This window comes from Kitasatospora sp. NPDC036934 (assembly GCF_055608425.1).
In genome coordinates this window covers 50,394-64,640 of the sequence record NZ_JBVJQR010000007.1, presented here as the reverse complement: position 1 = coordinate 64,640, position 14,247 = coordinate 50,394, and the positions used below count along the sequence as shown (strand labels likewise).

The following is a 14,247-nucleotide window of genomic DNA, read 5'->3' as shown; positions in this document are numbered from 1 at the left end:
GACAGGCCGGGGCGACGGTCGCCCGTACGCCGCCCCGCGCGATGTCGGCCACCGACGAGGACTCAAGGGGACGAACCATGAAGCAGGCTCTCAAGGCCGCCGGCACCGCGGCGCTCGGCATCGCCATCGCGGCGGTCGGCGCCGGCACCGCCTCCGCGGCGCCCGGCCAGGCGGCCGGCGGCCTCGGGCTGCCCACCGGCGCGGTGACGAACCCCGCGGTGACCGGTGCGGTCACCGACACCGCCGCCAAGCTGCCCGGCGGCGACAAGGTCGCCGGCACCCTCGGCACCCTGGCGCCGACCGCCGGTCAGGCCGCCCCCGCCCCCGCGCCCGCCGCCGACGCCGCCCCGATCGCCGGCGTCACCCAGCAGCGGGCCGGCGCCCTCCCGGGCGTCCCCGGCCTGGACAAGACCCCGGTCGGCGGACTGGCCGGCGCCCTGCCCGGCCTGCCGCTGGGCTGATCCGACCCGCACCGCACGACGACGGGCCGCCCGCCCCCGGAGGAAACCCCGGGAGCGGGCGGCCCGTCGCCGTGCCCGCCCGTAAGGCCTCACGGCTCCTGGGGGAGCAGCACCCAGAGCGCGAGGTAGACCAGGAACTGCGGGCCGGGCAGCAGGCAGGAGAGCAGGAAGATCAGGCGGACGGTCCACGGGGTGAGGCCGAAGCGCTCGGCGATCCCGGCGCAGACGCCGGCGATGACGCGGTTGTGGCGGGGGCGGGCGAGACGCGCGCTCATGCGGACTCCTTGGGCCGGTGGCCCGGCCGGGCGGTCCGGCGGGCGTACTTCCATGCTCCGCCGTCGCGGGCCGGAAAACCTCCGCCCACCAGGCGATCCCCGACCCCGTCGGCTCACCGGGAAGGCGGAGGCCCGAGTCGGGGTCCCCTCAGGGATGCCCCGGAGAGTACGAATGCGGAAAACCCGTTCGCGAACCGGTCCCACCAAGGGGATATGATCTCGCGGTCGCTGATGGTGGGGGGCATTCCGGCGGCGCCTTCGCGGCCTCAATAGGCCCCTCACGCCTGCGATTTCGCACTTTTATCGGGCTATGTCCGAATTCTCTCCGTGAGGTTCCATTGCGCAATCAGCCCCGCAGACTCCTCGCCGCGGCCGCCGCTGCGGCCCTGGTCTCCGGCGCCGCCCTGGCCTCGGCCCCGGCCGCCCTCGCGGCCCCGACGTCGGGCCCGACGTCGGGCCCCACGGCTCCCGCCCCGCAGGGCCAGGCCTCGCCGGTCGTGGTCACCACCAGCGGCTTCCCCACCAGCGTGACGGCCGGCAGCACGGTCGAGTTCAGCTCGACCCTCAAGAACACCGCCGACCACCAGATGGACGTCATGACGGACTTCGTCATCGCGACCATCGGCACCGGCGTCAAGGAGGCCCAGCTCAAGCTGCAGGTCCAGAAGCCCGGCAGTACGCAGTGGCAGGACGCCAAGCTCCGTCCGGGTTCGAACACCGGCGCCTGGTGGGAGCTCGATCCCTTCGCCACCGAGCTGCACCTGCCGGCCGGCGGCTCGGCCACCTACCAGCTGCGTCTGACCTTCGCCGCCGACGCTCCGGGCGGCCAGGCCACCGGCAGCCTCAACGCGATGGTCACGGACCCGACCCTGCCCCCGGAGCAGCGGCTCAGCCAGGCCTGGGGCCGCACACCGTACTTCACCATCGTCGGAGCCGGTGGCCCGACCACCCCGGCCCGGGCGGGACTGCCGGACGTGAAGGTCGAGGACGTGCCCGCATCCTTCACCGCCGGGGGCGAGGCGAAGCCGTTCAAGGTGGTGTACACCAACCACACCGGCAAGGGCCTCCGGATCGTCCCGGCGGTCATCCTCCAGAACGAGAACGCCTTCCTCCCCGCAGTGGTCAAGCTGGAGTTCCAGACGCAGCAGGGCCAGTGGCTGGTCGGCACGCCGGCGCCGCTCGGGGACCTCGCCAGCACCCAGCTGGGGGTGGACCTTCGCAGCGGCAGCAAGGACGCCGACGTCATCCCGCTGCCCGACGGCGAGAGCCGCACGGTCAACCTGCGGCTCGCCTGGACCAAGGACGCGCCGGTGGGCGGCGGGTCGGTCTTCGCCAACGGGTACAGCCTGCCCGGCCCGGGGGAGCAGGACAACGGCGTCTCCAGCCCCACGGTGGGCTTCAGGGTCGAGGCCGCCGCCGGCTCCACCGGCACCCCGGCTCCGACCGCGCCGGCCACCACCCCGGTCACCACCGACCCGGTCACCACCGACCCGTCCACCGCCGCCGCCGTCCCGGCCGCGCAGGTGACCACCGGTGCGCCGAGCCCGGCCGCCGGCACCACCGGGCAGACCGGCGACGCGGCGCCCGCCGCCGCGGCCCCGCTCGCCGCCACCGAGACCCAGCTGGCCTCCACCGGCGGCGGCTCCTCGGCCGCCCCGATGGCGATCACCGGCGCGACCGCCATCGCCCTCGGCATCGGCACCCTGGTCGTGGCGCGCCGCCGCAAGGGAGCCCAGGGCGCCGGGAACTGACCCCGGACAGCACGAGGCCCGTCCGTGCCCCGCTCGAAGGTGGGGGACGGACGGGCCTTCCGGTGTTCCGGGGCTCAGCCGGCCGGCTGCTGCGGCGGCTGCGGCTGGGCGGGCTGGGCGTACGGGTTGTCCGCCACCGGCTGGGCGGGCGCGCCCGGCTGGTACGGCACCGCACCCTGCGGCGGCACCGGCTGGGCGGGCTGTGCGGGCTGTGCGGGCTGACCCGGCTGGTCGGACTGCGGCGCGTTCGGGTTGAACCCGGCGGCGTTGGGGTTGTAGGCCGCGTTGGGGTTGTACGCCACGTTCGGGTTGAACGCCCCGGCCGGCGGGGTCGGCTGGTTCTTCGCGTTGCTGCGCTCGACGACCGCCTTCACGGTGGCGACGATCATCGCGACCGGCAGGATCAGCGCCTGGAAGAAGATCCGGTAGGTGCCGCCCTCGAAGACGAACGCGAGGTAGTAGGCGTAGCCGATGAACGCGACGCCGACCACGACGTTGAGGATGCGCAGGCCGACCTTCAGCCCGGCGAGCGGCAGCACGCCGAGGACCACCATGATGAGGCCGCTGAGCGCCAGCAGGACGACGTACCAGGAGAAAAGGGGCTCGGCGCTGAAGTCGAGATTGTTCAAGGGGGTTTCCTGTGGGAGGAGAAAAACGACGGGAACCGTCCGGGACGAAAGCGCACAGTACTGGAGGCGACCGACATCCGTCCTCGCCTTTTCATCACGGTGTCGTTGCGCTGTGTCGGCGCCGCGCCGGAAAGGTAATTGACGAGGTGGAAAATGACTGCCTATGAGGTGCTGCGGGTCTTTTGCGGACCGGAAGGGCGGCACGGGAACGAGCTCGGCGTGGTGCGCGACGGCGCCGCCCTGCCGGAGCGGGCGGACCGGCAGGCCCTCGCCCGGGAACTCGGTTTCAGCGAGACGGTGTTCGTCGACGACCCGGAGCGCGGGGAGATGGACATCTACACCCCGAGCGTGCGCCTGCCCTTCGCCGGCCACCCGTGCGTCGGTGCCGCGTGGCTGCTCGGCGCGGACCGGCTGGTCACCGCGGCCGGGACGGTGGCGGTGCGGCGCGAGGACGGGCTGACCCTGATCGGCGCCCGGCCCGAGTGGGCCCCGGGCCGGACCCTGCGGCAGTACGGTTCGGCGGCCGAGGTGGAGGCCTTGGAGGTGCCGCCGCCGGGGGAGTGGATCTACGCCTGGGCCTGGCAGGACGAGGCGGCCGGTACGGTCCGGGCGCGGGCCTTCCCGGGCCGGGGCGACGGGATCGACGAGGACGAGGCGACCGGTGCGGCGGCCCTGCTGTTGGCCGCGCGGCTCGGACGGGCGCTGACCGTCACCCAGGGCCGGGGTTCGCAGCTGCTGGCCGGCCCGCGTCCGGACGGGCTGGTCGAGGTCGGCGGCCGGGTGGTGCCGGTGGCGGGTCAGCGGCCGGGAGGGGCCGGTTCCGCGTAGGCGCGCGGACGGGCCGTAGGCGCCACCGTCACCGTCGGGGTGACGGTGGCGGCCACCGCCGGGACGGTCAGGACGGCGATCCGCGGGGTCCGGGGCTCGGCGCGGTGGTCCCGCAGCAGCCGGCGCAGGGCGGGGACGAGGGCGAGGTGGGTGGCCACCACGCCGAGCACGGCGAACAGTATGTGGTCCACGTTGAGCACGTGTCCGGGCGTCCAGGAGGAGAGGAACTCCAGGCCGGTCGCCAGTAGCGCGGAGACGCCGGTGGTGCGCAGGAAGGACGGCAGCCAGGGAGCCCGGAGCCGGCCGCCGGCCAGCGGGAGCAGCAGGCCGAGCGGGGCGAGCAGCAGGAACTCGCCGACCACCTGCCAGGGGGTGGAGGAGCGGAGCGAGGCCAGCGGCGTCAGGTTGGCGTCGTACACCCAGGCCACCGGCAGCGGTCTGAGCACCAGCCACAGCACCAGCGTCAAGTGGAGGGCCAGGCCCGCCAGCCCGGCCAGCCGGAAGGGACGGTGGACGCCCGCCGCCGGCCTGGTCTGGGTCCGTGCGCCGGAACGCTCGTCGCGTGTCCTGGTGCCATCTCGCTGCACGGGGGGAAGGACGTGGGCCGGTGGCGCGGCGGTTCCCCACCGGGCGTGAACATTCCGGACCACGCCCCCGTTCCCTCTCGCCCCATCGGCCCGGACCCGTCCCACCGGCCCGGGTTCGCCCTACCGGCCCGGACCCGTCTCAGCGGCAGGGCGAGGGCGTCGGCACCGCGCTGAACGCGTTGTTCGGCGGTGGCGAGCCCGGGGCCACCGGCGTGGGCGAGGGGCTCGGGCTCGCGGCGGTCCTGGCCGCGCCGCGGGCCGGGGTGACGGCCGGGGCCGGTCCGGGCGGGGTGACCAGCGCGGTCGGTATGCGCGGGGTGCTCGGGCAGGCCGTCCGGCTGGCGGGCGCGCCGGCGTCGACCGGTACGGCGGTCGGCCGGATGCCGCAGCCGGAGGCCAGTGCGAGCAGCAGCAGTACGCCGGCGGTGCGGCGCAGGGTGGTGCGGGTGGGGGAGGTCACGTGGCGTCCTTGTGCTCGTCGTCGCCGGCCGGGCCGTGCTCGGCCCCGCCCGCGGACGGCGGCGGCGGTGGGGTCAGCGGCAGGGTCAGGGTGAACACCGCGCCGACCACCCCGTTCGCCGCCGTGATCGTCCCCCCGTGGATCTGGGCGTTGGCCATCGCGATGGACAGCCCCAGGCCGCTGCCTTCGGAGCGGGCCCGCCCGCGGTCGGCCTTGTAGAAGCGGTCGAAGACGTGCGGCAGGACGTCCTCGGGGATGCCGGGGCCGCTGTCGGAGACCTCGATCACGACCGAGTCCTCGGTCTGCCGGACCTTGACCCGCACCGGCGAGCCGCCGTGCTTGAGGGCGTTGCCGATCAGGTTGGCGAAGACCACGTCGAGCCGGCGCGGGTCGACCACGGCCAGGATGCCGCGCGGGGCGTCCAGTTCGACCGCGTCGTACCAGGCCCGGCCGTCGATGCAGGACATGATCAGGTCGGCGACGTCCACCTCGTCGGCGACCAGCTTGGCGGTCCCGGCGTCGAAGCGGGTGACCTCCATCAGGTTCTCCACCAGGTCGGACAGCCGCCGGGTCTCGCTCACCACGAGCCGGACGGCCGGCTCGATCATCGGGTCCAGCGACTCGGCCTCGTCTTCCAGGATGTCGGTCACAGCGGTCATCGCGGTCAGCGGGGTGCGCAGCTCGTGGGACATGTCGGCGACGAACCGCCGGCTCTGCGCCTCGCGCGCGCTCAGCTCCTCGACCTGTTCGTGCAGCGATTCCGCGGCCCGGTTGAAGGTCCGTGCCAGGTCGGCGAGTTCGTCTGAGCCGTCGACCTCCAGCCGGGTGTCCAGGTGGCCCTCGCCGAGCCGCTTGGCGGCCTCGCCGAGCCGCTTGACCGGCCGCAGCACGGTCGCCGAGGCGGCCTGGGCGAGCAGGGCCGAGCCGATCAGCGCGAGCAGGGTCGCGATGGCCAGTGACCAGCCCAGGGTGTTGAGGTCGGCCCGCTCGTTCTCCAGCGACTTGAACATGTACGCCGTCGGCCCGTTGGGCAGCACCTTGGTGCCGCCGATCACGAACGGTCGGCCGGCCAGGTTCTGCCGCTGCCAGTACAGGTGGTAAGGGTACGGGTTGCTCTCGGTGACCTCGCGCGGCTTGGCGACGGTGGACTGCAGCGGCGCCGGGACGTCGGCCAGGGTGAACTTCGTCGGGTCGGAGGAGGCCGGGCACTCGGGGTGCGCCGGGTCGACCACGACCACGTCGTAACTCAGCCCGGAACTCGCCACATTGGCGGCCAGCGCGGCGAGGTCCGGACAACTGGCGTTCAGTGGCAGGTCGGAGACGTTGCGGCTGAGCGAGACCCGGAAGTCGTTCAGCGCGGTGCCCTGGGCGCGCTTGAGCACCGCGTCGCGGTTCAGCCAGTACGCGATGCCGGACGCCGAGACGGCGGCGAGCAGCGCGACGGCCGCGAACACCGCGATCAGCCGCACCCGCAGGGAGCGCAGCCGCCGCCACGGGCCGGACGAGAACCGCCGGGCAGTCTGCTGATGGTCAGTCACAAGAGCCTGTCGTGATACGGGAGTTCAGGGACAAAGCCGGGCAACGGGCCGGGTTCAGGCAGGAGGGTCCAGCCGGTAGCCCACACCGCGGACGGTGCGGATCAGGGTCGGTGCGGACGGCACGTCCTCGACCTTGGCCCGCAGCCGCTGCACACAGGCGTCCACCAGGCGGGAGTCGCCGAGGTAGTCGTGCTCCCAGACCAGCCGCAGCAGCTGCTGGCGGGAGAGCGCCTGGCCGGGGCGGCGGCTGAGTTCCAGCAGCAGCCGCAGCTCGGTCGGGGTGAGCTGGAGGTCCTGGCCGTCCTTGGTGACGGTCATGGCGGCCCGGTCGATCACCACGCTGCCGTAGGCGGAGGAGTCCGAGCTCTCCCGTTCGCCGCGCCGCAGCACGGCGCGGATCCGGGCGTCCAGGACACGCGGCTGGACCGGCTTCACCACGTAGTCGTCCGCTCCGGACTCCAGACCGACCACCACGTCGATGTCGTCCGAGCGCGCGGTGAGCAGGATGATCGGCAGCTGGTCGGTGCGGCGGATCCGACGGCAGACCTCGAAGCCGTCGATTCCGGGCAGCATCACGTCCAGCACGATCAGGTCGGGCCGCTGCTCCTTGAAGAGCCTCAGTCCGTCTTCGCCGGAGGCAGCGGTGGCCACACGGTGGCCCTGGCGGGTGAGGGCGAGTTCGAGGCCGGTCCGGATGGCGTCGTCGTCCTCGATCAATAGGAGGAAAGGCACGGCCCCATTTTGGCCCACCGGGAGCGTCGAATCACCCCCCGGACCGGTCACCGCCCGTATGGGAACCGGAAGGAGGGCCCCCGGCGTCCGGTACGGAGGGAGGCGGACCGGGTCGTACGGCCCGCCCCTGTGACACCCCTGTGACAGTCGGCGGACAGCGCCATCACAACCGGCGGGCAGGATTTTCCATGTCGCCGCAGGACAGCGGGCCGCAAGGGCCGGCTGGAGGGCGGCAACAGGAACCGCTCGTACCGAACCAAGGGGGCGCACGATGAACGCCATGCTTCAGACCCGGACCAACCCGGCTGTCCGCACCGCGCGTTCCTCAGCCGCCACCCACCGGACCCGGTACGAGATCAGGACCGACGAGAACTCCGGTGCCGTGACCGTACGGGGGTGCGCGCACAGCACCGGTGGAAACCCTGTCGCCCGCCGGGTGAGCGGCGGCGGCAGGACGGGGGAGCTGTACGGGATCGGCCGACTGGGGAGTGCGGTCGACTCCGCCGCCACCCTCACGCTGCGGGGGATCCTCCCCGTCCGCGTCGAGGGCACGGACGCCCGGGGGGGCGACCGGGGGAACAACGGCCTGCGGACGGTCGGTTCGGGGGAACAGACCGGCCGCGAGGCCCCTGGTGCGACGCTGCTGCGGCTGAACCCCGCACCGGCCCGCACCACCGAGGCGGGACAGGGAGACGCGCAGGGGGAGCACCCGGCCGTCGCGGAGGACCACATCACGGAGTTCACCGCGTACGTGCGCGAGCGCCGCGCCTCCCTGTACGCCACGGCGTACCACCTCACCGGTGACCGCTACGAGGCCGAGGACCTGCTGCAGAGCGCGCTCTTCAGCACCTACCGCGCCTGGGGCCGGATCACCGACAAGGCGGCGGTGGGGGGCTACCTCCGCCGCACCATGACCAACCTGCACATCTCCGCCTGGCGGCGCCGCAAGGTCAACGAGTACCCGACCGAGGAGCTGCCGGAGACGGCCGGCGACACCGACGCGATGGGCGGCACCGAGCTGCGCGCCGTGCTCTGGCAGGCGCTGGCGAAGCTGCCGGAGAACCAGCGGACCATGCTGGTGCTGCGGTACTACGAGGGCAAGACCGACCCGGAGATCGCCGACGTGCTGGGGATCAGCGTCGGCACGGTCAAGAGCAGCATCTGGCGCGCGCTGCGCCGGCTGCGCGACGACGAGCACCTGAACAAGTCGGGCGACACCGCCCGGGCGTTCGGCGAGCTGGTCGCGTAGGGAGCGGGGACAGGACTCCCGTCGGGGGACGGGTAGCGGACGGTTGTGGTTCGGGGGCGCTGGCTCGGGGGAGCGGCGCCTGTGGGGAGCCGAGGCCGTTCGGAAGGCGACGGGCCCGGTGCGGGGGAGACGCACCGGGCCCGTCGTCGTTCGTCGTTCCGGGGCGGCTCAGACCGCCGACAGCTCCCGGGGGCCGGCCGCCGCGCGGACCCGCCGTTCGGCCTCCGCCCCGGCGCACGGGTGCGAGCCCAGCTCGATCTGCCGCTCGACGATGGCGCGCTCGGCCCGCATCAGCCGCAGACCCCGGCGCAGCAGCACCGGCAGCGACTTGCGGCCCTCGCGGACGTCCCGGCGCAGCCGGCGCCAGGCGGTGGTGAGCGCGCCGTTGCGCAGGCACAGGGCGTCGCCGAGCAGGCCCTCGGCGGCGCACTGGGCGACGATCTCGGCGGCGAAGATGCCCTCGGCGATGAACGCGCCGGCGCCGTCCAGGTCCAGGGTGCGGGTGGAGATCCGGCCGTTGTCCGGGATCGAGTACACCGGTACGTCGGTGCGCCCCCGTCCGTGGAGCGCGCGGATGGCGGCGACGGCCTGGTCGCGGTGCCAGGCGAGCGGGGAGTCCCAGTCCACGGCGCCGTCCGGCAGCCGGGGGAGGGTGGGGTCGTCCCCGTCCTTGTAGAAGTCGTCCAGCTGGAGCACCGGCAGGCCGCTGCGTTCGGCCAGCGAGGACTTCCCCGATCCGGAGGGCCCGGAGAGCAGGATCACTCGGGCGTGGGCCGTCGGCACGGGATTCATGGGGGAGTCACTCACGGGACACCAGTCTGACGCATCCCGGCCGGTTGCCGAAACCGGTCGGCTCACACCTTCTGGGAGTCGGGGTCGGCGAGGGCGACGTGGATCATCGGCAGGTAGCGGGTGTCGACCTGGAGGTACACCTGGCGGCCGCCGCCGGGCGGCTGGTAGCCGGTGGCGGCCCAGTCCTGGGAGTGCCAGGTTTCGGGCTCGGGCTCGTGGAAGGTGCCCCCGGTCGGCAGCTCGACCGGGTCGGCCCCGCGGGTACGGAAGATGACGGTGGCGGCGCCCGGGGTGATGCCCAACTTCCCGTTGACGTAGGCGCGTTGCCAGCCGGGCCGGTCCGACCGGGCGGAACAGGGCACCCGTACGGCCTTCCCGGCGGCCAGCCGCCGGCGGACCCGGGCCACGTGCCACCTGCGGACGACGCCGTCCGCGAACAGCGGCATCAGCTCGGCGATCAAGTCTCCCACGGCGCCCCCTCGGTGGTGTCGGTACCAGGATTCTGGTCCGGACGCATACGTACGGCGAGCGCCGAAAGTCGGCGGGGGCGCTGACGAAAGTCGACGGACCCGCGCCAGGGGGGGAGAGGCGCGGGTCCGTCCAATGACCGTCCGGGCCCTGGGGGGGAGAGGGCACTGGGGACGGCCAGTCTGTGGAGTTGTTACTCGGTGGTGACGGAGGATCAGATCCCCATCGGGTGCCAGACCGTCTTCGTCTCCAGGAAGGAGAGTAGCCGCTTGGTACCGGGCGCATCGGTCCAGTCCCGGGCGAACGGGTCCAGCTCCGGACGGATCACTCGCTTGAGGGTATCCGCGGCGGCGGCCTCCAGGGCGGGCGCCGCGCCGGGGCCGTCGGCGGCGATGGCACCGGTGAGGTCCAGCGCGTTGACGTCCTGGTGCGAGGCCAGGGTGGGGGCGATGTCCGCGGTCTTCCCCGAGATGATGTTGACCACGCCGCCGGGGACGTCCGAGGTGGCCAGCACCTCGCCCAGGGACAGCGCGGGCAGCGGGGCGTCCGCGGCGGCCGCGACCACGACCGTGTTGCCGGTGGCGATGGCCGGGGCGATCACCGAGACCAGGCCGAGCAGCGAGTGCCCGTACCCGGCCTGCGGGGCGACGATCCCGACCACGCCGGTCGGCTCCGGGGTGGAGAGGTTGAAGTACGGCCCGGCGACCGGGTTCGCGCCGCCCGCGATCTGGGCGACCTTGTCCGTCCAGCCCGCGTACCAGACCCAGCGGTCGATCGCGGCGTCCACCAGCGCGGCGGCCTTCTTCGGGCCGATGCCCTCGGAGAGGGACACCTCGGCGGCGAACTGCTCGCGCCGGCCCTGGAGCATCTCGGCCACCCGGTACAGCACCTGGCCGCGGTTGTACGCGGTGGTGCCGGCCCAGCCCTTGACCGCCGCGCGGGCGGCCAGGACGGCGTCACGGGTGTCCTTGCGGGTGCCCAGCGGGGCGTTGGCGAGCCACTCGCCCTTCGAGTCGGTCACCTCGTACACCCGTCCGCTCTCGGAGCGCGGGAACTTCCCGCCGACGTACAGCTTGTAGGTCTTGAGGACGTCAAGACGCGTTGCGACATCAGACATCTCGGGCCTCGACATTCAGGTAGGGCTCCAGACCGTGGCGGCCACCCTCGCGGCCGTAACCCGACTCCTTGAAGCCGCCGAACGGCGAGGTCGGGTCGAACTTGTTGAAGGTGTTGGCCCAGACCACGCCGGCCTTGAGCCGGTTGGCCATCCAGAGGATGCGCGAGCCCTTCTCCGTCCAGATGCCGGCGGAGAGGCCGTACGGGGTGTTGTTGGCCTTCTGGACCGCCTCTTCGGGGGTCCGGAAGGTCAGCACCGACAGCACCGGGCCGAAGATCTCCTCCTGGGCGATCCGGTGGGCCTGGCTGACGCCGGTGAACAGGGTCGGCTTGAACCAGAATCCGGTGCCGGGGAGTTCGCACTCCGGCGACCAGCGGTCCGCGCCCTCGGCCTCGCCGGCGTCGGTCAGCTCGGTGATCCGGGCCAGCTGGGCGGCCGAGTTGATCGCGCCGATGTCGGTGTTCTTGTCCAGCGGGTCGCCGACCCGCAGGGTGGCCATCCGGCGCTTCAGGGCGTCCAGCACCTCGTCCTGGACGGACTCCTGGACCAGCAGGCGCGAACCGGCGCAGCAGACGTGGCCCTGGTTGAAGAAGATGCCGTTGACGATGCCCTCGACCGCCTGGTCGATCGGCGCGTCGTCGAAGACGATGTTGGCGGCCTTGCCGCCCAGCTCCAGCGACAGCTTCTTGCGGCTGCCGGCGAGCTGCTTGGCGATCGCCCGGCCGACCGGGGTGGAGCCGGTGAAGGCGACCTTGTTGACGTCCGGGTGCGCGGTGAGCGCCGCGCCGGTGCGGCCGTCGCCGGTGACGATGTTGACGACGCCCTTCGGCAGACCGGCCTGGCGGCAGATCTCGGCGAAGCGCAGCGCGGTCAGCGGGGTGGTCTCGGCCGGCTTCAGGACGACCGTATTGCCGGTCGCCAGCGCGGGCGCGATCTTCCACGCCAGCATCATCAGCGGGAAGTTCCACGGGATGATCTGGCCGGCCACGCCCAGCGGGCGCGGGTTGGCGCCGAAGCCGGCGTAGTCCAGCTTGTCCGCCCAGCCCGCGTAGTAGAAGAACCACGCGGCGACGGTCGGGATGTCGAAGTCGCGGGTCTCGCGGATCGGCTTGCCGTTGTCCATCGACTCCAGCACGGCCAGCTCGCGGGCGCGCTCCTGGATGATCCGGGCGATCCGGAACAGGTACTTGGCGCGCTCGCTGCCCGGCAGCGCCGACCAGTCGGCGAAGGCCTTGCGGGCGGCGGCGACGGCGCGGTCCACGTCCTCGTCGGTGCCCTGGGCGAACTCGGCGAGTACCTGCTCGGTGGCCGGGTTGACCGTCTTCAGGGCCTCGCTGCCGGAGGAGTCGACGAACTCGCCGCCGATGAAGTGGCCGTACGAGGTGGCGATGTCGCCCGCGGCGGCGGGGGACTCCGGGGCCGGGGCGTAGCTGAAGAGGCCTCCGGCCGGCTTGGCCGCGGGCTCCTCGGTGTTCTTCTTCTTGGCCATGGTGATCAGTCCACCGTCACGTAGTCGGGGCCGGAGTAGCGGCCGGTGGCCAGCTTCTGGCGCTGCATCAGCAGGTCGTTGAGCAGGCTGGAGGCGCCGAAGCGGAACCAGTGCGGGGTCAGCCAGTCGTCGCCGAGCGTCTCGTTGACCATCACCAGGTACTTCATGGCGTCCTTGGTGGTCTTGATGCCACCGGCGGGCTTCACACCGACCTGGACGCCGGTGGCGGCGCGGAAGTCGCGGACCGCCTCCAGCATCAGCAGGGTGACCGGCGGGGTCGCGTTGACGGCGACCTTGCCGGTGGAGGTCTTGATGAAGTCGGCGCCGGCCAGCATCGCCAGCCAGGAGACCCGGCGGACGTTGTCGTACGTCTGCAGCTCGCCGGTCTCGAAGATCACCTTGAGGTGGGCGTAGCTGCCGTCGGCGCGCTTGCACGCCTCCTTGACGGCGACGATCTCGTTGTAGACGTCGAAGTAGCGGCCGGAGAGGAAGGCGCCGCGGTCGATCACCATGTCGATCTCGTCGGCGCCCGCGGCCACCGCGTCGGCGGTGTCGGCGAGCTTGACCGGGAGGGCGGCGCGGCCGGCCGGGAAGGCGGTGGCGACCGAGGCGACCTGGATGTCGGTGCCGCGCAGGGCGTCCTTCGCGGTGGCGACCATGTCCGGGTAGACACAGATGGCGGCGACGCGCGGGGTGGTCGGGTCGGTCGGGTCGGGGGTCCTGCCCTTGGCGCACAGGGCGCGCACCTTGCCGACCGTGTCCGCGCCTTCCAGCGTGGTCAGGTCGATCATGGAGATCGCCAGGTCGATGGCGAAGGCCTTCGCCGTGGTCTTGATCGAGCGGGTGCCGAGGGTGGCGGCTCGCGCCTCAAGGCCGACCTGGTCGACGCCGGGCAGGCCGTGCAGGAAGCGGCGGAGCGAGGCCTCGGACGCCGCAACGTCCGCGAGGCCGCTGCCCGCAACGCCGGGGGCATTGGCTGCAACAGTGGACATAGTCACCAGACCAGCATATCTACGCGCGTAGCCGACCGCTAGGGCGCCCACCTTTCCGGCCCGCTTTCGTGGCCGGACCGATACCTGGCGCACCGCCGGCCCGCCGGTCCCGCCGGGGCCCGCCATTCGTGGCCGGACCGAGACCCGCTGGTGAGGGGTGCATGGGGCAGAATCGACGCCATGACCGAATCCGACGGCAAGCCCCACCAGGGCCCGGCCGCCCCCGGCGGGGAGCCCGAGTACGCGGACCGCGTGTACCGCTCCGTCCCCGGCGTGATCTCCGGAGTGTTCCTGCTGGCCGTCGCCGGCTGGCTGATCGGCGACGCGGTGGTGACCGGCACCGGCAAGACCCCGTACGTCGCGCTCGCGGCGGTGCCGGTGTTCGCCTTCCCGGTGATCGCCTACACGCTGCGCCCGGCGGTCTTCGCCGGCCGCGGCCGCCTGGTCGTCCGCAACCCGTGGCGCACCGTCACCGCCCCCTGGGCCTCGGTCGACGCGCTGCGCGCGGGCTACTCGGTCGAGCTGCTGTCCGGCGAGAAGAAGTACCAGGTGTGGGCCGTCCCGGTGTCGCTGCGCCAGCGCAAGCGCGCCACCCGGGCGCAGAGCCGCGGCAACGCCGAGCACGCCTCCCGGACCGGCCTGGGAATGGGCCTGGCCGCCCGGACCAACCCGGTCGTCCAGGGCTCCCCGGACCCGACCCGCGCCTGGTCCGACCAGGTGACCGACGTCCTCCAGGAGATGGCCGAGCGCAACCGCACCAGCCCGGACGCGGCCGGCCCGGTGGTCGTCCGCTGGTGCTGGTGGGTCATCGCCCCCGCCCTGGCCGGCCTCGTCGCCCTGATCACGGTGATCGCGGTCTGAGCCCGGAGCACGCGCTCC

At 73.1% G+C, this 14,247-nt stretch carries 16 protein-coding genes; 5 read left to right on the top strand and 11 right to left on the bottom strand.

The window, feature by feature from the left end:
• The first annotated feature begins 77 nt into the window (after positions 1-77).
• Positions 78-461, top strand: a complete 384-nt coding sequence (locus tag ACZ7BZ_RS12410; protein WP_470358327.1) for an ATP-binding protein — start codon at positions 78-80, stop codon at positions 459-461.
• Positions 462-550: 89 nt separating this feature from the next.
• Here ACZ7BZ_RS12410 and ACZ7BZ_RS12405 read toward each other — a convergent pair whose 3' ends face one another.
• The gene (locus ACZ7BZ_RS12405) at positions 551-736 is read right to left on the bottom strand and encodes a PspC domain-containing protein (RefSeq protein ID WP_188308551.1); all 186 of its coding nucleotides are present in this window, start codon (positions 734-736) and stop codon (positions 551-553) included.
• Positions 737-1,074: 338 nt separating this feature from the next.
• Between ACZ7BZ_RS12405 and ACZ7BZ_RS12400 the strand changes: the two genes are divergently transcribed.
• Entirely contained in the window at positions 1,075-2,487 is a 1,413-nt protein-coding gene (locus ACZ7BZ_RS12400) for a hypothetical protein (protein ID WP_470358326.1), read from the top strand.
• Positions 2,488-2,561: 74 nt separating this feature from the next.
• On the opposite strand, the gene ACZ7BZ_RS12395 is transcribed toward ACZ7BZ_RS12400, so the two are convergent.
• Positions 2,562-3,116 (bottom strand): hypothetical protein, encoded by a 555-nt coding sequence (locus tag ACZ7BZ_RS12395; RefSeq protein WP_470358325.1) that lies wholly within the window; start codon positions 3,114-3,116, stop codon positions 2,562-2,564.
• Positions 3,117-3,269: 153 nt separating this feature from the next.
• Between ACZ7BZ_RS12395 and ACZ7BZ_RS12390 the strand changes: the two genes are divergently transcribed.
• Entirely contained in the window at positions 3,270-3,944 is a 675-nt protein-coding gene (locus ACZ7BZ_RS12390; RefSeq protein WP_470358324.1) for a PhzF family phenazine biosynthesis protein, read from the top strand.
• Here ACZ7BZ_RS12390 and ACZ7BZ_RS12385 read toward each other — a convergent pair.
• From ACZ7BZ_RS12385 to ACZ7BZ_RS12370, 4 genes are all read right to left on the bottom strand, one after another.
• Complete coding sequence (locus ACZ7BZ_RS12385) at positions 3,914-4,531, bottom strand: VanZ family protein (RefSeq protein ID WP_470358323.1); 618 nt, start codon at positions 4,529-4,531, stop codon at positions 3,914-3,916. The genes ACZ7BZ_RS12390 and ACZ7BZ_RS12385 overlap by 31 nt on opposite strands.
• A 139-nt stretch (positions 4,532-4,670) precedes the next feature.
• Positions 4,671-4,991: a hypothetical protein gene (locus tag ACZ7BZ_RS12380; protein ID WP_470358322.1), complete on the bottom strand. Its 321-nt coding sequence runs from the start codon at positions 4,989-4,991 to the stop codon at positions 4,671-4,673.
• Positions 4,988-6,529, bottom strand: a complete 1,542-nt coding sequence (locus ACZ7BZ_RS12375) for an ATP-binding protein (RefSeq protein WP_470358321.1) — start codon at positions 6,527-6,529, stop codon at positions 4,988-4,990. Before ACZ7BZ_RS12375 ends, ACZ7BZ_RS12380 begins: the two co-directional genes overlap by 4 nt.
• Positions 6,530-6,583: 54 nt before the next feature.
• Positions 6,584-7,261, bottom strand: a complete 678-nt coding sequence (locus tag ACZ7BZ_RS12370; RefSeq protein ID WP_030257458.1) for a response regulator transcription factor — start codon at positions 7,259-7,261, stop codon at positions 6,584-6,586.
• Between the two features lie 280 nt (positions 7,262-7,541).
• On the opposite strand from ACZ7BZ_RS12370, the gene ACZ7BZ_RS12365 reads away from it, so the two are divergent.
• On the top strand, positions 7,542-8,510 hold the full coding sequence (locus ACZ7BZ_RS12365; RefSeq protein ID WP_470358462.1) for a SigE family RNA polymerase sigma factor: 969 nt from the start codon (positions 7,542-7,544) through the stop codon (positions 8,508-8,510).
• Positions 8,511-8,678: 168 nt separating this feature from the next.
• Here ACZ7BZ_RS12365 and ACZ7BZ_RS12360 read toward each other — a convergent pair whose 3' ends face one another.
• The 5 genes from ACZ7BZ_RS12360 to deoC all read right to left on the bottom strand — a co-directional run bounded on the left by ACZ7BZ_RS12360 (position 8,679) and on the right by deoC (position 13,368).
• Positions 8,679-9,317, bottom strand: a complete 639-nt coding sequence (locus ACZ7BZ_RS12360) for an ATP-binding protein (RefSeq protein ID WP_470358320.1) — start codon at positions 9,315-9,317, stop codon at positions 8,679-8,681.
• A 47-nt stretch (positions 9,318-9,364) separates the two neighbouring features.
• Positions 9,365-9,772 carry a hypothetical protein gene (locus tag ACZ7BZ_RS12355; RefSeq protein ID WP_470358319.1) on the bottom strand — a complete coding sequence of 136 codons (408 nt, stop codon included), beginning with the start codon at positions 9,770-9,772 and terminating at the stop codon, positions 9,365-9,367.
• 212 nt (positions 9,773-9,984) lie between these two features.
• Positions 9,985-10,887, bottom strand: a complete 903-nt coding sequence (locus tag ACZ7BZ_RS12350; protein ID WP_470358318.1) for an aldehyde dehydrogenase family protein — start codon at positions 10,885-10,887, stop codon at positions 9,985-9,987.
• Complete coding sequence (locus ACZ7BZ_RS12345; RefSeq protein ID WP_380458000.1) at positions 10,880-12,376, bottom strand: aldehyde dehydrogenase family protein; 1,497 nt, start codon at positions 12,374-12,376, stop codon at positions 10,880-10,882. The genes ACZ7BZ_RS12350 and ACZ7BZ_RS12345 overlap by 8 nt, the downstream gene beginning before the upstream one ends.
• 5 nt (positions 12,377-12,381) lie before the next feature.
• Positions 12,382-13,368, bottom strand: coding sequence for a deoxyribose-phosphate aldolase (deoC, locus tag ACZ7BZ_RS12340; protein WP_470358317.1), 987 nt, complete (start codon positions 13,366-13,368; stop codon positions 12,382-12,384).
• 180 nt (positions 13,369-13,548) lie between these two features.
• On the opposite strand from deoC, the gene ACZ7BZ_RS12335 reads away from it, so the two are divergent.
• The gene (locus tag ACZ7BZ_RS12335; protein WP_380458004.1) at positions 13,549-14,229 is read left to right on the top strand and encodes a PH domain-containing protein; all 681 of its coding nucleotides are present in this window, start codon (positions 13,549-13,551) and stop codon (positions 14,227-14,229) included.
• Positions 14,230-14,247: the final 18 nt, after the last annotated feature.